Source organism: Pseudomonas sp. NFACC25 (assembly GCF_900100935.1).
Classification (GTDB): Bacteria; Pseudomonadota; Gammaproteobacteria; order Pseudomonadales; family Pseudomonadaceae; genus Aquipseudomonas; species Aquipseudomonas marginalis.
In genome coordinates, this window is the sequence record NZ_FMUC01000009.1 from 217,534 (window position 1) to 236,107 (window position 18,574).

At 61.7% G+C, this 18,574-nt stretch carries 21 protein-coding genes; 8 read left to right on the plus strand and 13 right to left on the minus strand.

Going from position 1 to position 18,574, the window contains the following annotated elements; all coding sequences use genetic code 11:
• The first annotated feature begins 214 nt into the window (after positions 1-214).
• Entirely contained in the window at positions 215-1,642 is a 1,428-nt protein-coding gene (gene arcD, locus BLQ09_RS20875) for an arginine-ornithine antiporter (protein ID WP_027605562.1), read from the plus strand.
• Between the two features lie 106 nt (positions 1,643-1,748).
• On the opposite strand, the gene BLQ09_RS20880 is transcribed toward arcD, so the two are convergent.
• The 7 genes from BLQ09_RS20880 to BLQ09_RS20910 all read right to left on the minus strand — a co-directional run bounded on the left by BLQ09_RS20880 (position 1,749) and on the right by BLQ09_RS20910 (position 7,255).
• Entirely contained in the window at positions 1,749-3,098 is a 1,350-nt protein-coding gene (locus BLQ09_RS20880; protein ID WP_092358404.1) for a CoA transferase, read from the minus strand.
• A 40-nt stretch (positions 3,099-3,138) separates the two neighbouring features.
• A complete protein-coding gene (locus tag BLQ09_RS20885) occupies positions 3,139-4,482 on the minus strand; it encodes a sensor histidine kinase (RefSeq protein ID WP_092358406.1) in 1,344 nt (447 codons plus the stop codon).
• Positions 4,483-4,550: 68 nt separating this feature from the next.
• Positions 4,551-5,015, minus strand: coding sequence for an LTXXQ domain protein (locus BLQ09_RS20890; protein ID WP_027605565.1), 465 nt, complete (start codon positions 5,013-5,015; stop codon positions 4,551-4,553).
• 143 nt (positions 5,016-5,158) lie between these two features.
• Complete coding sequence (locus BLQ09_RS20895; RefSeq protein WP_027605566.1) at positions 5,159-5,836, minus strand: response regulator transcription factor; 678 nt, start codon at positions 5,834-5,836, stop codon at positions 5,159-5,161.
• A gap of 7 nt (positions 5,837-5,843) precedes the next feature.
• On the minus strand, positions 5,844-6,251 hold the full coding sequence (locus BLQ09_RS20900) for an SH3 domain-containing protein (RefSeq protein WP_027605567.1): 408 nt from the start codon (positions 6,249-6,251) through the stop codon (positions 5,844-5,846).
• Positions 6,252-6,357: 106 nt separating this feature from the next.
• Positions 6,358-6,657, minus strand: coding sequence for a YciI family protein (locus BLQ09_RS20905; protein WP_092358408.1), 300 nt, complete (start codon positions 6,655-6,657; stop codon positions 6,358-6,360).
• A gap of 1 nt (position 6,658) precedes the next feature.
• Positions 6,659-7,255, minus strand: coding sequence for a septation protein A (locus BLQ09_RS20910; protein ID WP_092358410.1), 597 nt, complete (start codon positions 7,253-7,255; stop codon positions 6,659-6,661).
• Positions 7,256-7,342: 87 nt separating this feature from the next.
• On the opposite strand from BLQ09_RS20910, the gene BLQ09_RS20915 reads away from it, so the two are divergent.
• The 5 genes from BLQ09_RS20915 to rluB all read left to right on the plus strand — a co-directional run bounded on the left by BLQ09_RS20915 (position 7,343) and on the right by rluB (position 12,135).
• Positions 7,343-8,206, plus strand: coding sequence for a PHP domain-containing protein (locus BLQ09_RS20915; protein WP_027605570.1), 864 nt, complete (start codon positions 7,343-7,345; stop codon positions 8,204-8,206).
• Between the two features lie 13 nt (positions 8,207-8,219).
• Positions 8,220-8,849 (plus strand): L-threonylcarbamoyladenylate synthase, encoded by a 630-nt coding sequence (locus BLQ09_RS20920; protein ID WP_027605571.1) that lies wholly within the window; start codon positions 8,220-8,222, stop codon positions 8,847-8,849.
• Positions 8,850-8,969: 120 nt separating this feature from the next.
• A complete protein-coding gene (locus BLQ09_RS20925) occupies positions 8,970-9,668 on the plus strand; it encodes a segregation and condensation protein A (RefSeq protein WP_169898658.1) in 699 nt (232 codons plus the stop codon).
• A 12-nt stretch (positions 9,669-9,680) separates the two neighbouring features.
• On the plus strand, positions 9,681-10,595 hold the full coding sequence (gene scpB, locus BLQ09_RS20930; RefSeq protein WP_027605573.1) for an SMC-Scp complex subunit ScpB: 915 nt from the start codon (positions 9,681-9,683) through the stop codon (positions 10,593-10,595).
• A 292-nt stretch (positions 10,596-10,887) separates the two neighbouring features.
• Positions 10,888-12,135: a 23S rRNA pseudouridine(2605) synthase RluB gene (rluB, locus tag BLQ09_RS20935; protein WP_027605574.1), complete on the plus strand. Its 1,248-nt coding sequence runs from the start codon at positions 10,888-10,890 to the stop codon at positions 12,133-12,135.
• A gap of 124 nt (positions 12,136-12,259) precedes the next feature.
• Here rluB and BLQ09_RS20940 read toward each other — a convergent pair whose 3' ends face one another.
• Positions 12,260-13,219, minus strand: a complete 960-nt coding sequence (locus BLQ09_RS20940) for a CgnE/CgnB domain-containing protein (protein WP_027605575.1) — start codon at positions 13,217-13,219, stop codon at positions 12,260-12,262.
• Positions 13,220-13,292: 73 nt separating this feature from the next.
• Positions 13,293-13,430 carry a hypothetical protein gene (locus BLQ09_RS31340; RefSeq protein WP_003175756.1) on the minus strand — a complete coding sequence of 46 codons (138 nt, stop codon included), beginning with the start codon at positions 13,428-13,430 and terminating at the stop codon, positions 13,293-13,295.
• A gap of 638 nt (positions 13,431-14,068) precedes the next feature.
• Between BLQ09_RS31340 and BLQ09_RS20950 the strand changes: the two genes are divergently transcribed.
• Positions 14,069-15,490 carry an amino acid permease gene (locus tag BLQ09_RS20950; RefSeq protein WP_027605577.1) on the plus strand — a complete coding sequence of 474 codons (1,422 nt, stop codon included), beginning with the start codon at positions 14,069-14,071 and terminating at the stop codon, positions 15,488-15,490.
• A 66-nt stretch (positions 15,491-15,556) separates the two neighbouring features.
• Here BLQ09_RS20950 and BLQ09_RS20955 read toward each other — a convergent pair whose 3' ends face one another.
• Positions 15,557-15,931 (minus strand): cytochrome c, encoded by a 375-nt coding sequence (locus BLQ09_RS20955; RefSeq protein ID WP_027605578.1) that lies wholly within the window; start codon positions 15,929-15,931, stop codon positions 15,557-15,559.
• Between the two features lie 70 nt (positions 15,932-16,001).
• On the opposite strand from BLQ09_RS20955, the gene arfB reads away from it, so the two are divergent.
• A complete protein-coding gene (gene arfB, locus BLQ09_RS20960; protein WP_017139168.1) occupies positions 16,002-16,415 on the plus strand; it encodes an alternative ribosome rescue aminoacyl-tRNA hydrolase ArfB in 414 nt (137 codons plus the stop codon).
• Here the strand turns inward: arfB and BLQ09_RS20965 are convergent.
• From BLQ09_RS20965 to BLQ09_RS20970, 3 genes are all read right to left on the minus strand, one after another.
• Complete coding sequence (locus BLQ09_RS20965; RefSeq protein WP_092358414.1) at positions 16,412-17,608, minus strand: MFS transporter; 1,197 nt, start codon at positions 17,606-17,608, stop codon at positions 16,412-16,414. The two genes, arfB and BLQ09_RS20965, sit on opposite strands and share 4 nt — an antisense overlap.
• 104 nt (positions 17,609-17,712) lie before the next feature.
• On the minus strand, positions 17,713-17,886 hold the full coding sequence (locus BLQ09_RS31345; protein WP_162844272.1) for a hypothetical protein: 174 nt from the start codon (positions 17,884-17,886) through the stop codon (positions 17,713-17,715).
• A gap of 367 nt (positions 17,887-18,253) precedes the next feature.
• Positions 18,254-18,565, minus strand: a complete 312-nt coding sequence (locus BLQ09_RS20970) for an Mpo1-like protein (RefSeq protein ID WP_027605580.1) — start codon at positions 18,563-18,565, stop codon at positions 18,254-18,256.
• Positions 18,566-18,574 lie beyond the last annotated feature (9 nt).

An 18,574-nucleotide genomic window follows, 5' to 3' on the forward strand; every position in this document is an offset into this window, starting at 1 on the left:
ATGTGCAAACTTTTCGCAACGGCGACAATAAATAGCTTGGAAGCGACAAAGTATTCGGCGTATTTAAAATCTAAATAAGCCTAAACTATAAAAACCGTCATGCCGCTGAGTTATGAGCGTGGCGGTTTTATCGCTGTCTTTAATAAACGCTACACTCGCTGAGTTAATTAGTTGAGTGCACGGTTGTCCGCTCAAATCTTATTCAGGAGTCTGCATGTCTCAACCGGCCCAGAAACTTCGGCTTGGCGCCCTGATTGCCCTGGTGGTGGGCTCGATGATCGGCGGGGGGATTTTCTCGTTGCCGCAGAACATGGCCGCGCGCGCGGAGGTGGGCGCGGTGTTGATCGGTTGGGCGATCACCGCCGTGGGCATGCTGACCCTGGCGTTTGTCTTCCAGACCCTGGCCAATCGCAAGCCGGAACTGGATTCCGGGGTGTACGCCTACGCCAAGGCGGGTTTCGGCGACTACATGGGTTTTTCATCGGCCTGGGGTTACTGGATCAGCGCGTGGATGGGCAATGTCGGTTATTTCGTGTTGCTGTTCAGCACCCTCGGCTATTTTTTCCCGGTGTTCGGCCAAGGCAACACGCCGGTGGCCATCGGCTGCGCATCGTTGCTGCTGTGGGCCGTGCATTTCCTGGTGATGCGCGGGATCAAGGAAGCCGCGTTCATCAACCAGATCACCACCGTGGCCAAGCTGGTACCGCTGTTGATGTTCGTGGTGATCGCCGCCGTGGCGTTCAAGGCGGATATCTTCACGGCTGACATCTGGGGCCTGGAAAAGCCGCAATTCGGCAGTGTGGTGGACCAGGTGCGCAATATGATGCTGGTCACGGTATTTGTGTTTATCGGCATCGAAGGCGCCAGTGTGTATTCGGCGCGGGCCGAGAAGCGCGCGGACGTAGGGCGGGCCACGGTGATCGGCTTTCTCGGCGTGCTGGCGCTGTTGGTGCTGGTGAATGTGTTGTCCCTGGGCATCATGAGCCAGGCGGAGCTGGCCGGCCTGCAAAACCCGTCCCTGGCCGGTGTGCTCGAGCATATCGTCGGGCCCTGGGGCGCGTTGCTGATCAGTATCGGCCTGGCGGTTTCATTGCTGGGCGCCTTGCTGTCCTGGGCGCTGCTGTGTGCCGAGATCCTCTATGCCACCGCCCATGACAAGACCATGCCGGCCTTCCTGAAAAAGGAAAATGCCAACCAGGTGCCGGTCAACGCCTTGTGGCTGACCAATGTGATGATCCAGGTCTTCCTGGTGATCACGCTGTTTTCCCACAGCACCTACACCACCCTGATCTACCTGGCGTCGTCGATGATCCTCGTGCCTTACCTGTGGTCGGCGGCCTACGCGGTGTTGCTGAGCGGGCGTGGTGAAACCTATGAAGGTGCCCACCGCCATCGCATCAAGGACCTGCTGGTGGGGTTGATCGCCCTGGGTTACGCCGTATGGTTGCTCTACGCCGGGGGCCTTAAATACCTGCTGCTGTCGGCGCTGCTGTATGCGCCGGGCGTGATCCTGTTCGCCCTGGCCAAGCGCGAACAGGGCCAGCCGTTGTTCACCCACGTTGAAAAAGGCATTTTCAGCTGCGTGATCGCCGGCGCGGGGCTGGCGGCGTATGGGTTGTACAGCGGGGTGTTGTCGTTGTGATGGGGTGACGGTACTGGCCTCATCGGGAGCAAGCCCCTCCCACATTTTGAATATGTTCACCCATCAAAGTGTGGGAGGGGGCTTGCTCCCGATAGCGGCCGTCAAGTCACCATTGAGGCCGGTGGGAGCCCAATTCTCCCGCCGGCAAATCCCATTGCAATGGCGTACCGCTGATGGTCAGCGGGGGCAGCAGCCGATGGGCCTGGCCCCAGGCGGTCTGTTCGACGACCAGGCCTTGATCCCCTGGTTCCTCCTCGCGCAACGCCGGTTGGTCGGGCACTTGGCCTGCTTGCACCAGTAACGTTGCGGTGCGTGCCAACGACAACCGCGCCGAACCACCGCGCCCCGACTGCAACCGTTCGCCCAGCGCCTGAATCGCACTGGCCGCCATCAGATACCCGGTCGCGTGATCCAGCGCCTGCAACGGCAGTGGCAGCGGTTTATCCGCGTGTTTCCAGAGCATGCCGGCCTCGGCGATCCCGCTGCTCATCTGCACCAGGCTGTCGAAGCCCCGGCGATTACGCCACGGGCCGCTCCAGCCGTAGGCGTTGAGGCTGACGTCGATCAGGCCTGGGGCGAGGTGTTGCAGTTCGGGGGCGGTGTAGCCCAGATGCTCCAGGGCGTCAGCGCGGTAACCGTGGAACAGGATGTCGGCGTCCCTGAGCAAATGCTCGAAAACCCGCCGACCTTCGGGCGTTTTCAGGTCCAGGCGCGCGCAGCGTTTGCCCAGGGTCATTTCCGGGACTACGCCGGGCTCGTTCCAGGTGGGTGAGTCGATGCGCAGTACATCCGCGCCGAGGCCGGCAAGGAAACGACTGGCCACCGGGCCGGCCAATACGCGGGTCAGGTCCAGCACCTTGAGGCCGGCCAGCGGGCGTGCCAGCGAACCGTGCCAGGGTTTGTCGGTCGTGGTTTCGAAGGTCTGGCGTTGGACCAACGCCTCGGCGTTCACCGCCAACCCCTGCGGGTGCTGCTGCCAGGCTTGCCACGCACGCATCTGCGCGGCGCAGCCACCTTGGTCGACAATCGCCTGTTCCAGTTCTGCCGCGTTCCACGCCGCGACCTTGCCGGCCATCCCGGCGCGGTCGGCGACCGTGCCCAGCACCCGCTCGGCGGCGGCACGGTGATGAGGCGCGTTGGTGTGCAGGCGAATCCAGTCATCGGCGCTGGCGTAATCGCCGGCCACCGGATCCCACAACGGCGGCACTTGCCAGCCCAGCGGGCGGATCGAGGACGAGAACCAGAAAGAGGCGAGGCGTCGGTCCACGGTCACGTCGGGCAGGCGCCCGGTCCGTTGCCGGATCAACTGGGCGACGGCCTGCCCGGCGGCGCCGATGCTGGCACTGGCCAGTTCGGTGACGGCGAAGGTCGAGGGCAGGGCGCCAGCCTCGGTGAAGGTCAGCGGGGTGTGGGGTAGATCGAGTGCGGCTTGGATGGGAGTCAGCAGGTCAGTCATCAAAGGCCCTCCGTAAGAGAAGGGCCACTATAGAAGATCATCACACCGGCGTGACAACTCCCGGTTCCAACGGCAGGTCGATGCTGGCGATAAAACCACCGGCTGGGTGATTGGCCAGGATCAGGCTGCCACCGTGGCGTTCGGCCGCGCGTCGCGCGATCGCCAGGCCCAGGCCGTGGCCTTGGGCGGTCTGGCCGGGAGCGCGGTAGAACGGTTCACCGAGTTGACTCAGGTGTTCGGCGTCCACACCGGGGCCATGGTCGCGCACGCTGATCAGGATACGTTCGCCCTGGAGCTGGGCGTGCAAATCGATCGGTTGCCCCGGCGGGTTGAAGCGCTGGGCATTGCGCAGCAGGTTATCCACAGCCCGTTCGATCATGGTCGGCCAGCCCTTCAGTTGCAGGTCGGCGTCGGTGCTCAGTTGCACCACCTGGTCCGGCGCGCTGAGTTGGGCATCCTTTTGCAGGGTTTTGAGCAGGGCGATGAGGTCGACGTCTTCGGCGCTGGCATTGTCGGCATCGACGCGGGCCAGTACCAGGATCTCGCTGATCAGCGCTTCCAGGCGGTCGCATTCGCGGGTCAGGCGTGGCCAGAGTTTTTCCCGTTCTTCGGGGCTGGCGCGCTCGGCCAGGGCCAGGGCGATGCGCAGGCGCGCGAGGGGCGAGCGCAGCTCATGGGACACGTCGCGCAGCAGCTGGCGTTGACTGCCGATCAGGCTTTGCAGGCGTGCGCCCATGCGGTTGAAGTCGGTGGCGAGTACGCCGAACTCATCGCGGCGGTTGGCCAGTTGCGCCAGGCTGTTCTGCTGGTAGGTGGCCTGGCCGAGGTCATGCACCGCGCCGCGCAGGCGGCTCAGTGGACGGGTGATGGACAAGGTGACGAACAGGCTGAACAAGGTCAGCACCACCAGGGCAATCACCAGTGCGCTCAAGGGCCATGCCAGGCTGCTGCGGTGCCACTCGTCCAGCTCCGGGTGCGGGATGCGGTAGATCAACAGGTAGGTGTCGCCGGTCTTCTCGCTGGTGTACTCGGCGGTCAGGCGTCGCCAGGGCAGATGGCCTTCCTTGCTGTCGTTCTGCCGGGCTTCAAAGGCAGCGGCGCGGCGCGGGAAAGTGCCGCGCACCACCGGCTCGCCGCTTTCGTTGAGCACTTGCACGTCGATGTGGTACTGGCGCTTGCGCTGTTGCAGCAGGTCCTGGGCAGCATCCTCGCCCTGGGCTTCGTAGAGCTGGGTCCACTCTTGCGCGAGGTTATTGAGGCCGGGGTGGCGGCTGAGAATCCAGGCATCCTGGTTAAGCATGTGCCCAAGCAGGATCGACAACCCGGCAACCAGGGCGATGGCCAGCCAGAAACTGGCCAGGATGCGCCAGAACAATGAACGCACAGGAAACCCTCAAACAGGAAAAGCCCAGTGGCGGTGGCCACTGGGCTGGGAGTGTTAACGCGGGTGCATTATTGCGCTTTTTGCGGCTGTTGCGCTTTCCAGGCCTGGAATTCCTTCCATTCGGCACGGCGCTGTTCTTGCTTCTTGACGATCTCGTCGAACTTCTTCTGCTGGTCAGGCTTGAGCACGGCACGGATATCGGCCTGGGTCTTCTGCTTGCCGGCGGCGATTTCATCCTGCATGGCTTTCTGGTCGGCGGCCGGGAGCTTGTCCAGGTACTTTTTGACCAGGTCTTTGCGAGCGTGCCATTGGTCACCCATCAGCTTGCCGATCTGCTCGCGCTGTTCGCGGCTCAGGTCCAGTTGGCTGAAAGGGCCGCCTTTGCCACGCGGACCGTGTTCACCGCCGTGGCCCGGGCCACCCATCATGTGCCCTTCAGGGCCGCCCATCGGGCCCGGGCCTTCAGGCAGTGCGGCCATGGCAACGGTCGGCAGGGCGGCGGCGAACATCAAAGCGATAAGGGTCTTGCGCATGGTGATTCTCCTGTCTCTATTCCGGTGAGTCCGGATGTGAGTAGATTACGGAGATCAAGGTCAGCGGCGGTCAGGTGTGGGTAAAGCTTGGGTAAAGAGGGTTTTGTTGTGAACTGACAAAACCCTGCAGGAGCGAAGGGGACTTAGAGGCTGTAGTAGTAGCCGCGGCTGCGCAACGCCACGATCCGTGGCCGGCCATCGGGGTGCGGGCCGATCTTCTTGCGCAGGTTGCTGACGTGCATGTCCAGGCTGCGATCGTAAAGGGTCAGCTTGCGGCCCAGGGCGATCTGCGCCAGTTCCTGCTTGTCCAGCGGTTCGCCGGGCTGGCGCAATAATGCTTCCAGCAGGCGGCTTTCGGAGACGGTGAGGGTGAACTCCTGCTCATCGATGCTGACCACGCCGCGCACCGGGCTGAAGCACAGGTCGCCCAGTTCCAGTTGGCTGGACACGGCGGCCGGGTGGCTGCGGCGCAATACCGCGCGCAGCCGCGCGGTGAGTTCGCGCGGGTCGCAGGGCTTGGCCAGGTAGTCGTCGGCGCCCAATTCCAGGCCGAGGATGCGGTCCAGGGGTTCGCCCCGCGCCGAAAGCATCAGCACCGGCAGCTCCGGGTGGTCGTTGCGCAATTGCTTGAGCAGCTCCAGGCCGCTGCCGTCGGGCAGCATCACATCCAGCACTACCGCTGCCGGGGCGCTGTCGGCCAAGGCCTTGCGTGCGCTCAAGCCGTCGTGGCAGGCGCGCACCTGGAAACCTTCCTGGCTCAGCCAACTGCTCAGCAGCTCGCAGAGCTCCTGGTCATCATCTATCAGTAACAGCTCGCTCATGACTCACTCAATTTAGCCATTGTCGACGGCGACGGTGCCCACCGCTGGCGAAGATCCCGCACAACAGGGCGATCAGTGCGACGGCCCCACCGGTGACGAACCATTGTTGCTGCTCGGTCAGCCAGCGGGTCAAGGCGCCGCCCTGTGCATCTTTGAGTTGCTGGGCCAGGCGTTGGTTCTCCTGGCGAAGGCGACTCAATTGAGCGCTTTCGCGGGTGGCATCCGCGCTTTGCAGTTGCTTGCTCAGTTCTTCACGTTGCCGTTCGCTTTCTTTCAAACGTTGCTGCAACTCGGTGATCTGGGCGCCGGCGCTCAAGGACAGGGGCGTGGAACTGCCGGTGCTCGAGGTTTCTTCAGCGTGGGCCGTAGCCCCGATCATTAACACTGCCAACAGACACAACTGACGTAAGCGCATCGGAACTCCTGATTCCACACGAATATTCAGAACGTTGTCGGCAGGTTGCCGAAAATAATGAGCAATTAGGAGTGCGCCGTACTCAATAGGTTCGGCGCAATCGGGATCAGGGCAGGACTTGCTTGAAGGGTTTGATCACTACGTCGGCGTAGACCCCCGCGGCGACATAGGGATCGGCCTTGGCCCAGGCCTGGGCCAAGGCCAGCGAGGCAAACTCGGCGACGATCAGGCTACCGGTAAAACCGGCGTCGCCCGGGTCGTTGCTGTCCACGGCCGGGTGCGGGCCGGCCAGCACGATGCGGCCTTCGGCTTGAAGGACTTTCAGGCGCTCGACGTGGGCCGGGCGCACGGACAGGCGTTTTTCCAGCGAGTTGGCGACGTCGGTGGCAATGATGGCGTAGAGCATGTCAGTCCTCGGTTTTCGGCGTAGTAGGCTCGGTGTCATGCAGGTGGCGCGACAGGTAGATGCCCTGGGCGACCAGGAACAGCACGGTCATGCCCAGGCTGCCGAACACTTTGAAGTCGACCCAGTAGTCCTGGAAGGTAAACGCCACGAACAGGTTGGCGGCGCCGCAGAAGATGAAAAACGCGATCCAGGCCAGGTTCAAGCGTGTCCACACCGGTTCCGGCAGGGTCAGCGCGTGGCCCATGATCCGCTTGATCAACAGGCGATCACCGATGAAGTGGCTGCCGATGAACGCCAGGGCGAACAGCCAGTTCACCACCGGCGCTTTCCATTTCAGGAAGGTTTCGCTGTGGAAGGCCAGGGTCAGGCTGCCGAAGACCAGGCAGGCGATCAGGGTCAGCCACTGGCTTTTTTCCAGTTTGCGCTGGGAAATGAAGATGGCGCCGTAGACCACCACAGAGCTGATGATGAGCACGGCGGTGGCACTGTAGATGCCGCCGACAGTCAGCTCATGGCCGGCCAGGTCGATGACCCTGGGGTCGAGTTTGTAAACGATGAAAAACAGCAACAGCGGGATGAAGTCGATGAATTGTTTCACAGTAAGAGCCAGAAGCTGGATGTGGCGGCATAATAACAAACATCCTTGGTTGCGATAGCGCCAGCTGACTTGAGGTTACACCCCCCCGTGAATGTTGATTTGCACTGCCACAGCACGGCCTCCGACGGCGCCCTGGCGCCCGCGGTACTGGTTGCGCGTGCGTTTGAAAAAGGCGTGCGAGTCCTCTCGTTGACCGACCACGACACCCTCGAAGGCCTCGACGAAGCCCGTACAACGGCCCATGCCCTGGGCATGCAGCTGGTCAACGGGGTGGAATTGTCCTGCACCTGGGGCGGCGCCACCATTCATGTGCTCGGCTACGGCTTCGATCAAAAAGCGCCGCCGCTGGTGGAGGCTATCGCGCAATTGCACGATGGCCGCTGGCTGCGGTCCGAAGAAATAAGCCGAAAACTCAGCCTCAAAGGCATGCCCAACGCCCTCGACGGCGCCCGCGCCATCCAGCAGGAACTGGGTGACAGCGGCAACGCGCCGGCCCGTCCGCACTTTGCCGACTGGATGGTGCGTGAGGGTTTTGTCAAGGACCGCGCCGAAGCCTTTCGCAAGTGGCTGGGCGCCGGCAAGTTGGGCGATGTGAAGCAACATTGGCCGACCCTCGAAGACACCGTCGAGACCCTGCGGGCCTCCGGAGCCTGGGTCAGCCTGGCCCATCCCTGGCATTACGATTTCACCCGCAGCAAGCGTCGCAAGCTGATTGGCGACTATATTGGAGCTGGCGGTCACGCGATTGAAGTGGTCAACGGCTTTCAACCCGCCGAACAGGTGGGCAGCCTGTCGATCCTTGCTCGCGAATTTGGTCTGCTGGTCAGCGCCGGCAGTGACTTTCATGGCCCTGGCGGCTGGTCCGAGATCGGCGAGTACCGCGCGGTCCCGGAAGATTTGCCGCTGTTGTGGGGGAGATTCAAGCATGACCCCATTATTGCCACCGTCTGAACAGGTAGAACCCGTGAGTCAATTCTTCCAGATTCATCCGGAAAACCCCCAGGCGCGCCTGATCAAGCAGGCCGTAGAGATCATTCGCGCCGGCGGTGTGGTGATCTACCCGACCGATTCGTCCTACGCCATCGGTTGCCAGATCGGTGACAAGGGCGCTGTCGAGCGTGTCAGACGTCTGCGCCAGCTGGATGACAAGCACAACTTCGCGCTGATCTGCAGCGACTTGTCCCAGCTGGGCCTGTTCGCCAAGGTCGACACCGGCACCTTCCGCCTGCTCAAGGCCCACACGCCAGGGCCCTACACCTTTATCCTCAACGCGACCCGCGAAGTGCCGCGCCTGTTGCTGCACCCGAAAAAACGCACCATTGGCCTGCGGGTGCCGGAGCATCCCATCGCCCTGGCGCTGCTGGCCGAGCTGGGTGAGCCGTTGATGAGTGTGTCGTTGATCATGCCCGGCGACACCGAGCCCCTGGAAGACCCATACGAAATGCGCCAATTGCTGGAAAAACAGGTCGACCTGATCATCGACGGCGGTTTCGGCGGCAACAAGGCCTCCACCGTGATCAACCTGGCCGACGGCGAACCTGAAGTGATCCGTGTCGGTTGCGGCGATCCTGCGCCCTTTATGGCCGAGGCCTGAATGTCAGCCGTGGAAACCGTCGACAGCCAGGCGGGCGCCCAGCAGGAGCTGCCGTTTGCCATGGTCTACGGCCAGGCGGTGCTGGAAATGCCGCTGGACCTGTACATTCCGCCGGACGCCCTGGAGGTCTTCCTTGAGGCTTTCGAGGGCCCGCTGGACTTGCTGCTGTACCTGATCCGCAAGCAGAACATCAACATCCTCGACATCCCGGTGGCGGAAATCACCCGCCAGTACATGGGCTATGTCGAATTGATGCAGTCGGTACGCCTGGAACTGGCTGCCGAGTACCTGGTGATGGCCGCCATGCTCGCCGAGATCAAGTCGCGCATGCTGTTGCCGCGCGCGGAGACGGTCGAGGCCGAAGAGGACGACCCGCGCGCCGAACTGATCCGCCGGCTGCAGGAATACGAGCGCTTCAAGGCCGCCGCCGAAGGTATCGACGGCCTGAGCCGCGTCGGTCGCGACGTGGTGGTACCCAAGCTCGACGCCCCCGAGGCCCGTGCACGCAAGCTGCTGCCGGACGTGAGCCTGGAAGAGTTGCTGATGTCCATGGCCGAGGTGCTGCGCCGTGGCGATATGTTCGAGCACCACCAGGTCAGCCGCGAGGCCCTGTCCACCCGCGAGCGCATGAGCGATGTACTCGAACGCCTCAAGGGCGGCGGGTTTGTGCCGTTTGTGGAGCTGTTCACGGCGGAAGAAGGGCGCCTGGGGGTGGTGGTGACCTTTATGGCGGTCCTCGAACTGGTCAAGGAGTCCTTGGTCGAGCTGGTCCAGAATGAGCCTTTTGCGGCTATCCACGTGCGGGCGCGAGCCGAATAAAGAGCTGAAACGATGAATCTGACTGAACCCCGCGAACTGGCCCCGTTACTGGAGGCCTTTCTCCTGGCCTCGGGTAAGCCGCAATCCCTGGAGCGTCTGTTCGAACTGTTTGAGGAAGCCGAGCGCCCTGAACCGCCGGTGTTCAAGAAGGCACTGGAAATCCTGCGCAAATCCTGCGACGGCCGCGCCTTTGAACTGCGCGAGGTGGCGTCGGGTTATCGCCTGCAGATCCGTGAGAAGTTTTCCCCGTGGGTCGGCCGCCTCTGGGAAGAGCGCCCGCAGCGCTATTCACGGGCGATGCTGGAGACCATGGCGCTGATCGCCTATCGCCAGCCCATCACCCGTGGCGAAATCGAGGACGTGCGGGGCGTGGCGGTCAACAGCCATATCGTCAAGACGCTGCTGGAGCGTGAGTGGATCCGCATCGTCGGCTACCGCGACGTGCCCGGCAAACCGGCGATGTTCGCCACCACCAAGGTGTTCCTCGACCATTTCAACCTGAAAAACCTCGACGACCTGCCGCCCCTGGCCGAATTGCGCGAGATGGAAGCCGAGCCGGTACTTGACTTCGACGACGCCCCGGTCCCGGCGAGCCTGCAGGAACTGGCCGACGCCACCGCCGAGCCGGAAGAGCCCAAGGACGAAACCAGTTTCCATACGTTGTTGCTGGAACTGGACGACATGGAGCAGGGCATCAAGACCGACTTTGATGACTTGCTGCGCGATGGTGCGGCCGAGCCGGACGCCCAGGTGAGCGTGGAGGTCGAGCCTGAACCTGAGGACGATATCCTCGGCGTGGCCGAAGCCCGCGAAAAACTCCTGGCCGCCGTCGCCGCCCTCGAACAACCGCCCCTGAGCGACGAAGAAGACGAAGCCCGGGCACTGGCCGAGGCCATCGAGGCAGAACGCCGCCAGTTCGAAGACTGACGCAGTCCAATGTAGGAGGGGGCTTGCCCCCGATAGCGGTGGTTCAGTTAAAGAGATTGAGACTGACACACCGCAATCGGGGGCAAGCCCCCTCCCACAAGGGTTCAGTGGTGCCCTGGGCATCGCCGGTCGGCGGAAAAAGCAATGACCTGGCGCTTATCGACTAGTCTCTGATGCGCAATGCGCGCCATGGGCGTATGATTCGCGACCCTTTGCCGACCTATTCGGCCAAAGCCCCGCTTTCAACACTCTTCAGGCCACGCCTGAATCGACCCACCGGGAGGTGCTTAAGATGAACGATAAAGACCAGAACGACAGCCAGGAAATCGGCCCTGCAGGCGAAAAGCTGCAAAAGGTGCTGGCGCGTATCGGTGTGGGCTCGCGCCGCGACGTCGAAGCCTGGATCACCCAGAAGCGCATCAAGGTCAACGGCGTCGAGGCCACCCTTGGCCAGCGCGTCGACCTGCACGATGCAATCACCATTGATGGCAAGGTCATCAAGCGTGAAGAGGCCGCCGAATCGGTGCGCCGCGTGATCATGTACAACAAGCCCGATGGCGAGATCTGCACCCGTGACGACCCGGAAGGCCGTCCGACCGTGTTCGACAAGATGCCCAAGCCCAAGGAAGGCCGTTGGATCAACATCGGTCGTCTCGACATCAACACCACCGGCTTGCTGATGTTCACCACCGACGGTGAACTGGCCAACCGCCTGATGCACCCGTCCTACGAGATGGACCGCGAATACGCCGTGCGTGTGCGTGGTGAAGTCGATGACGAGATGATCGAACGCCTCAAGGCCGGCGTGGTGCTGGAAGACGGCCCGGCCAAGTTCACCGACATCAAGCAGGCGCCGGGCGGTGAAGGTTTCAACCACTGGTACCACTGCGTGGTGATGGAAGGCCGTAACCGTGAAGTGCGTCGCCTGTGGGAATCCCAGGGCCTGGTGGTCAGCCGCCTGAAGCGCGTGCGTTTTGGCCCGGTGTTTCTCAACTCCGACCTGCCGATGGGCCGCTGGCGCGAAATGAGCCAGTACGAAGTCGACATCCTCAGCGCCGAAGTCGGCCTGACGCCGGTCGCCATGCCGCAGATGAACGCCAAGAGCAAAGACAAGCTCGATCGTATGCAGCGTAAATCGTCGCGCCCCGTGGCCCGCACCGAACGTGTTGCCCGCACCCTGCGCCCGGCGCTGGATGCACCGGCGACCGGCGGGCGTATCTCGCGTCAACCGCATATCGAAGGCGAGCGTCGCCCCACCGCGCCATCGCGCCAGGAAGGCGAACGTGCGCCACGCACCCCACGCCCAGCCGGTCGTGGTGACGCGCCAAGCGGTGGTCGCAGCAACCGTGGTGACGCCGGTCGCGGTGCTCCGGCATCCGATCACCCAGCCGACAGCGCCAACACCAAGCGCCCGGCCAAGCCAGCGCCGAAAAAGCGCCCAGGCCTGAAGCTGGTGGCGGACGAGCCATCGGGCAAGCGCCGTGGCGCACCGGCCGGTTCGGGTCAGCGTCCAGGCTTTGGTCGCAAGAAGCCGCAGTGATGTAACCGCTGCACACAAACGCCAACCCTAGGGTTGGCGTTTTTTTTTGCCTTGGAATAGAGGTAAACATGTGGGAAAGGGTTTGCTCCCACCGCTGGATCTCCATCATTTTCAAGCTCGGTGTTCAGAACGCAAAAGTGCCGTCAAACACCGGTTTGTCATCCAGCGCCAATACCCCACTGGCAAAGATCAGGTCCAGGTGATGGCTGCCTTTCTGCCCGCCACCCAAGCCCAGGTGCAAGCCGCAATGGCGCTCCTCGAACCCGGCATTGCGCGCGTACAGGTCCTTCACCCCTTCATTGGTACCAATCCCCAGCTCCTCCACCCGGCGGTTGGACGGGTTGGCATTCAGGTATTTATTGAAGTCGTCGGCCAGCCCCGGCACGTCACTGGCCACGCTGCAGATGGTCGAGTTTTCGATCCACAGTTCCAGCGGTGATTGCAGCACGCCGTACTTGCGCGCGAAGGGGATGGTGCTGAGAAAGGTGCCGACAAACCGCACCTGACCATTGATGGCTTCGCTGTGGGTGGCGATTTCGCCGGGGGCCAGGTCGTGGTTGCCGATGCCGTTGATATTGGTCCACTTCTTGATGCTGCTCATGGGCGCCTGCAGGCGTGAGCCGTGTTTGTCGGTAAAACTCAGCACAGCGGCTTGGGACATGCGCCGGATCAGTGTGGCGTTGAGGTCGGCGATGCGCTGCGGCTCGACGCTGAAGGTGTCGTAGAAATAGTCGCCGTAATCCTTGAACAGCAGGGATTTCTTCCAGTGTTCGGCCATCACGCCTTGCAGGGCACGGATAAAGTCCGGGCCTTCGGCGCGCGGGTTGGGCAGGGTGGAGGAATCGTAGAGGAACAGGTACAGGTCGCAGGCTTCGATGGCCTGCGCCAGACTGTCGCTGTCGGCCAGGTCCAGGCGCTGCACCTGGAAGTTGAAACGGGCGGCGCTGCTCTGGGCGATCGCCTGGGCGATGGCGTCGTAGCGCTCGGTGTGGCCCAGCAGCACGGTGGGGCAGTTCAGGCCGCCGAGGGCCGGATGGTGTGCAAGGTAGTAGAGAAAGTGTTCAACGGCGCGGGCCTTGTCCATGACGTATGTCCTTGTGTGCCTTGGGTAAGGAGGCAGGTGCCGTGCACAGCACCTGCCGAATACGTGCCGGGTGTCAGAAAGGCCACATCGCCGTGCCAAATGGCACAACGGCATCGGCTTGCATCATTTCAACGGCGGCCTCGTGGGTCGGCGCTTCAAACCAATCGTCGAGTTGCAGTTCGGTTTCCAGGTCGTTTTCCAGTGCTTGCATGGTGTATCTCCTAGAGGACGTTGTTTGAGAACGGCTTGCCAGCGGGCTTCGCTGGGCAAGTGAAAGAACCTAGGTGAGAGTGTTTGGTAATGCAAAAATTTTATTGACACGGTCTCATTTGGATTTTTTCTTCTGTTTTTTCGCCGGCTTTTTTTCTTCAGCAAATACAGTGAGCTGGCGTCGCTAATGGTGATGAATTTTCCTACCGCCATTTTTTCAAAAACTTACAGCTGTAACGCTGATTTTCCATGCTGTAACGATTAATTTACGTGTAGCTCGCGGCATGATTGGCCTATTTACGGCTGTAAGGAATACCTGACAGATCGTCGCACGTGCTCCGCGGGTACGGCTTGAAGCTGTCGAGCGGTGTACAATGCGCCGCGTTTTACTGTGACCCCCTTGCGTAACCACGCAAAAGGCCAAGACCTCAGGGTTTACCCACCCTGATCATTCCGCCTGGCCACGAGCCCGGCGGGTTCGATTTCGTCACAGATAAAAACAAACAGGTGACGCATGACCGTTAGAAAGACGCTGTACTCCTGGTGCCTGCGCTGGGGTTTGAGCGGCGCTGCTTGAGTCGGTAATTCAAGGCAGCAACCTGCATTCAACATCATCAAACCTTGCGTGAGACCCTTTTCATGAGTGAACCCCATTCCTCTTCAGGCGAGCTGAAACGCGGCCTGAAAAATCGGCATATCCAGTTGATCGCCCTTGGTGGCGCCATCGGCACCGGCCTGTTCCTGGGCTCGGCCGGCGTGCTCAAATCCGCCGGCCCGTCGATGATCCTGGGTTATGCCATCTGCGGCTTCATTGCCTTCATGATCATGCGCCAGCTCGGCGAAATGATCGTCGAAGAGCCGGTCGCCGGTTCCTTCAGCCACTTTGCCCACAAGTACTGGGGCGGTTTCGCCGGCTTCCTGTCGGGCTGGAACTGCTGGATCCTGTACATCCTGGTGGGCATGTCCGAGCTGACAGCCGTCGGCAAATACGTGCACTACTGGTGGCCGGAGATCCCGACCTGGGTGTCGGCGGCGGCGTTCTTCGTGCTGATCAACCTGATCAACCTGGCCAACGTCAAAGTCTTTGGTGAAGCGGAGTTCTGGTTCGCCATCATCAAGGTGGTGGCCATCGTCGGCATGATCGCCCTGGGCAGCTACCTGCTGGTCAGCGGCAGCGGCGGCCCGCAAGCCTCGGTGAGCAACCTGTGGGAACACGGCGGCTTCTTCCCCCATGGCGTCAGCGGCTTGGTGATGGCCATGGCGATCATCATGTTCTCCTTCGGCGGCCTGGAAATGCTCGGCTTTACCGCCGCCGAAGCCGACCAGCCACGCACCGTGATCCCCAAGGCGATCAACCAGGTGATCTACCGCATCCTGATCTTCTACATCGGCGCCCTGGTGGTATTGCTGTCGCTGACACCATGGGACAGCCTGCTGGCCACCCTCAACGCCTCCGGCGATGCCTACAGTGGCAGCCCGTTCGTGCAGGTGTTCTCCATGCTGGGCAGCAACACCGCCGCGCATATCCTCAACTTCGTGGTGTTGACGGCGGCGTTGTCGGTGTACAACAGCGGCACCTACTGCAACAGCCGCATGCTGCTGGGCATGGCTGAGCAGGGTGATGCGCCCAAGGCGCTGGCCAAGATCGACAAGCGCGGCGTGCCGGTGCGTTCGATCCTCGCTTCGGCGGCGGTCACGCTGGTGGCGGTGTTGATGAACTACTTCATCCCGCAACATGCGCTGGAATTGCTGATGTCCCTGGTGGTGGCCACGCTGGTGATCAACTGGGCGATGATCAGCTTCTCCCACTTCAAGTTCCGCCAGCACATGAACCGCACCGGCCAGGTGCCGCTGTTCAAGGCGCTGTGGTACCCGTATGGCAACTATGTGTGCCTGGCGTTCGTGGTGTTTATCCTGGTGATCATGCTGATGATTCCGGGAATCCAGGTGTCGGTGTACGCGATCCCGCTGTGGGTGGCGTTTATGGCGGTGTGTTATTGGATCAAGAACAAGCGCAGTGCTGAAGCGGCGTTGAGCACCGCGAGTGCAGCGTTGAAGTAAACAGGCGCCTACCTGGAAAACCCCGCATCCTGCATAGGGCGCGGGGTTTTTTGCGGTTTGAAGCCGTCAACTTTTTGAAATCACACCGCTCATGTATTCATTCAAGTCGCGAAAGTCCTTAACGTTCCAGGCATGCGGCGCGACCTTCACCCCATTCTCGCGCAGCGTTTTTGGGATCAGGTCTCCATTCGGGCGAAGTATGACCGACGACACAATAACGCCCGGGTAAGCCGCCAGCCGTTTTTTGAAGGCTGGGGTTGTCAGGTCAGGTGTAGGCGGGTTGCTTTTATTGGCCAACGGCCCCGTTGCCTTGAGGTCCGGCCCGTGGCACATGGCGCAGCGCTGTGAATAGAGGTTTTTGCCATTGGCGTTATCTGCAAAGGACAGTGACGTTTGAATGAGTGATAAGGTGCCGAGCAAAGTGATCAATAGTCTTTTCATTGTCATGCGTCCTTGTTGTTGAGGCTGTTGTCCTGATTGGGTGTGTCTGTTGCCTAGGGTTTATTGAGTGATGCTGGTTATTTCCAACAACGTGCACCTGCCCGATGCCGAAATCGAGCTGACCGCCATCCGCGCCCAGGGCGCCGGCGGGCAGAACGTCAACAAGGTGTCGAGCGCGGTGCACCTGCGGTTTGATATTCCGGCGTCGTCGCTGCCGGCGTTCTACAAGGAGCGACTGCTGGCACTGCGTGACAGCCGTATCACCAGCGAAGGCGTGCTGGTGCTCAAGGCCCAGCAGTACCGGACCCAGGAACAGAACCGCGCCGACGCGCTGGAGCGCCTGGTGGAGCTGATCCTCAGTGCCACCAAGGTCGAGAAGAAGCGCCGCCCGACCAAGCCCACCCTGGGCTCGAAAAAGCGGCGCCTGGAATCCAAGACCAAGCGCGGCAGCATCAAGGCCGGGCGCGGCAAGGTCGACTTCTAGGCATCGCGCGCTTCGCGGGCCTTGGGTGCTTGCCGGTACAGGTAGACACTCAGCAGCAGCCCACCGAGGGCGGCGAGGGCGGCGAACAGGAAGATCGACGCAAAACCGAAACCTGCCGCCACGGCCCCGGCCAGCGGCCCGGTAATGCCCAGCGACAGGTCGATAAACAGCGAATAGGCGCCCACCGCCGAACCACGGCTGGATGCGGGCACCAGGTTGACCGCCTCCACCCCCAGCGCCGGAAACACCAGGGAAAAGCCGAAACCGCTCAACGCCGCGCCGGCCAGGGCCAGGTTGGCATCCGGCGCCAGCCACAACAGCAGCAGGCCGAGGATCTCCACCGACAGGCAGGCGATCGCCACGCGAAAGCCGCCGATACGGTTGATCAAGTTGCCGAACAGCAGGCGCGCACCGATAAAGCTGGCGCCGAACAGGCTCAATGCCCACACCGCGTTATCCCAGTGCTGGGTGGTGTAATACAGGGTGATAAAGGTGGCGATGGTGCCAAAGCCGATGGAGCCCAGGGCCAGCGCGCAGCCGTGGGGCAGGACTCGGCCCAGTACGTTCATGAACGGCAGGCGCACGCCGGCGACGATGGGGGCGGCCACTTTGTTCCAGGCCAGCAGCACGCCGACGAGCGCCAGCAGGATAATGCTGACACCCATGCTCCACAGTCCGAAATTCCGCACCAGCAGCACACCCAACGGCGCACCGACCGCCAGCGCGCCGTAACTGGCGATGCCGTTCCACGAAATGACCTTGGCGGTATTGGCCGCGCCCACCCGGCCGATGCCCCAGCCGATGGCACCTGAGCCCACCAGGCTTTCTGCGCTGCCCAGTACCAATCGACCAATGAGCAGGCTGGCCAGGCTGACGGCCGGCACGCTTGAAAACCACGCCGCAAGCAACATGAACACGCCACTCGCGCCGCAGCCCACCAGGCCGATCAGCACCGCCCGCTTGCTGCCCAGGTTATCGATGATTTTGCCTGCATACGGGCGGCTCAACAGCGTGGCCAGGTACTGCACGCTGATCACCAGGCCGGCGATCACCGCGCCGTAGCCCAGTTCACTGTGGACATAGCCCGGCAACACGGCCAGGGGAATGCCGATATTCAGGTAGCCGATAAAGGTGAACAACACGATGGAAACAACTTGCAGCGTTACCGCCAGGGGGCGCTGGGTATCTGGCATGGGAGAGGTCCACTGTCGCAGCAGGTAAAGATAGGCTGCTAATGATACCGGGGCTTGGGCGTGCGCAGGGCGGTAAAACGCAAAAACGTCAGATCAAAAAGACGTCAGGCTTGAAGGGGGGCGAGTAACTGGGTGGTGACCAGGGCGGCCAGGGCGTTTTCCTGGGTGCCGAAGCGCTTGAGCAGCAAGGCTTGTTTGTCCGCGCTGAGGCGGTTCCACACGTCGACCATCTGCAGGGCGGTGTCGAGTACGGCGGTGTCCGGGAGGGTGTCTGTCATGGCGGGTACCTCGGGGGTGATTCAGGCAGTGTGGAAAGCGTTCAAAGGTACGCTTTCCACACGGTCTGGTACGGCGTCAGTCCTGGCTCTTGCTGTCGACTGGTTTTGCTTCTTTGGCCTCAGGCTGCTTCGCGCTGGCCTGCTGCGGTGTTGGCTGCTCAGTTTCGTGCAGGCTTGGGAAGGGGAGATTAGGTATCTCGTGCATCGTCGTCGCTCCTCGCAAAGTCTGTTTTTTCAATCGCAGGTGATTCCGCGCTCTCAAAAAGCCTTGGCAGGATACAGCACTGTAAATGACAAAAAGACTTTTATATCGCCGGGTGTACGAACCTTTTATCGTTTTTACGCAAGTGACAAGAGGTCACATCGCTCAGAACGGCACCTTGCCGAGGATCATGTCGCGGTACATCACAAAATCCCCGAGCAAGCTGTAGAACGGGTGCTGGAAGGTCGCCGGACGGTTCTTTTCGAAGAAGAAGTGCCCGATCCAGGCAAAACTGTAGCCGGCAATCGGCACGGCCAATAACAGCCCCAGTGAACCTCGGCCGATGGCATAGGCCAGGATGCCGATCACCAGGGTAGTGCCGATAAAGTGCAGGCGCCGGCAGGTGCTGTTGCCGTGCTCGGTCAGGTAATAGGGGTAAAACTCGGCAAAGCTATTGAATCGCTTGAGGTTTTCCACTGCAGCCGG

What these genes read in the sequence shown, in the direction of transcription:
- BLQ09_RS20965 (WP_092358414.1), bottom strand. Translation starts at nt 17,608, where the DNA reads ATGCCAGATACCCAGCGCCCCCTGGCGGTAACGCTGCAAGTTGTTTCC.
- BLQ09_RS20950 (WP_027605577.1), top strand. Translation starts at nt 14,069, where the DNA reads ATGAGTGAACCCCATTCCTCTTCAGGCGAGCTGAAACGCGGCCTGAAA.
- BLQ09_RS20905 (WP_092358408.1), bottom strand. Translation starts at nt 6,657, where the DNA reads ATGCTCTACGCCATCATTGCCACCGACGTCGCCAACTCGCTGGAAAAA.
- scpB (WP_027605573.1), top strand. Translation starts at nt 9,681, where the DNA reads ATGAATCTGACTGAACCCCGCGAACTGGCCCCGTTACTGGAGGCCTTT.
- BLQ09_RS20895 (WP_027605566.1), bottom strand. Translation starts at nt 5,836, where the DNA reads ATGAGCGAGCTGTTACTGATAGATGATGACCAGGAGCTCTGCGAGCTG.
- BLQ09_RS31340 (WP_003175756.1), bottom strand. Translation starts at nt 13,430, where the DNA reads ATGCAAGCACTGGAAAACGACCTGGAAACCGAACTGCAACTCGACGAT.
- arfB (WP_017139168.1), top strand. Translation starts at nt 16,002, where the DNA reads ATGCTGGTTATTTCCAACAACGTGCACCTGCCCGATGCCGAAATCGAG.
- BLQ09_RS31345 (WP_162844272.1), bottom strand. Translation starts at nt 17,886, where the DNA reads ATGACAGACACCCTCCCGGACACCGCCGTACTCGACACCGCCCTGCAG.
- BLQ09_RS20890 (WP_027605565.1), bottom strand. Translation starts at nt 5,015, where the DNA reads ATGCGCAAGACCCTTATCGCTTTGATGTTCGCCGCCGCCCTGCCGACC.
- rluB (WP_027605574.1), top strand. Translation starts at nt 10,888, where the DNA reads ATGAACGATAAAGACCAGAACGACAGCCAGGAAATCGGCCCTGCAGGC.
- arcD (WP_027605562.1), top strand. Translation starts at nt 215, where the DNA reads ATGTCTCAACCGGCCCAGAAACTTCGGCTTGGCGCCCTGATTGCCCTG.
- BLQ09_RS20955 (WP_027605578.1), bottom strand. Translation starts at nt 15,931, where the DNA reads ATGAAAAGACTATTGATCACTTTGCTCGGCACCTTATCACTCATTCAA.
- BLQ09_RS20900 (WP_027605567.1), bottom strand. Translation starts at nt 6,251, where the DNA reads ATGCGCTTACGTCAGTTGTGTCTGTTGGCAGTGTTAATGATCGGGGCT.
- BLQ09_RS20880 (WP_092358404.1), bottom strand. Translation starts at nt 3,098, where the DNA reads ATGACTGACCTGCTGACTCCCATCCAAGCCGCACTCGATCTACCCCAC.
- BLQ09_RS20940 (WP_027605575.1), bottom strand. Translation starts at nt 13,219, where the DNA reads ATGGACAAGGCCCGCGCCGTTGAACACTTTCTCTACTACCTTGCACAC.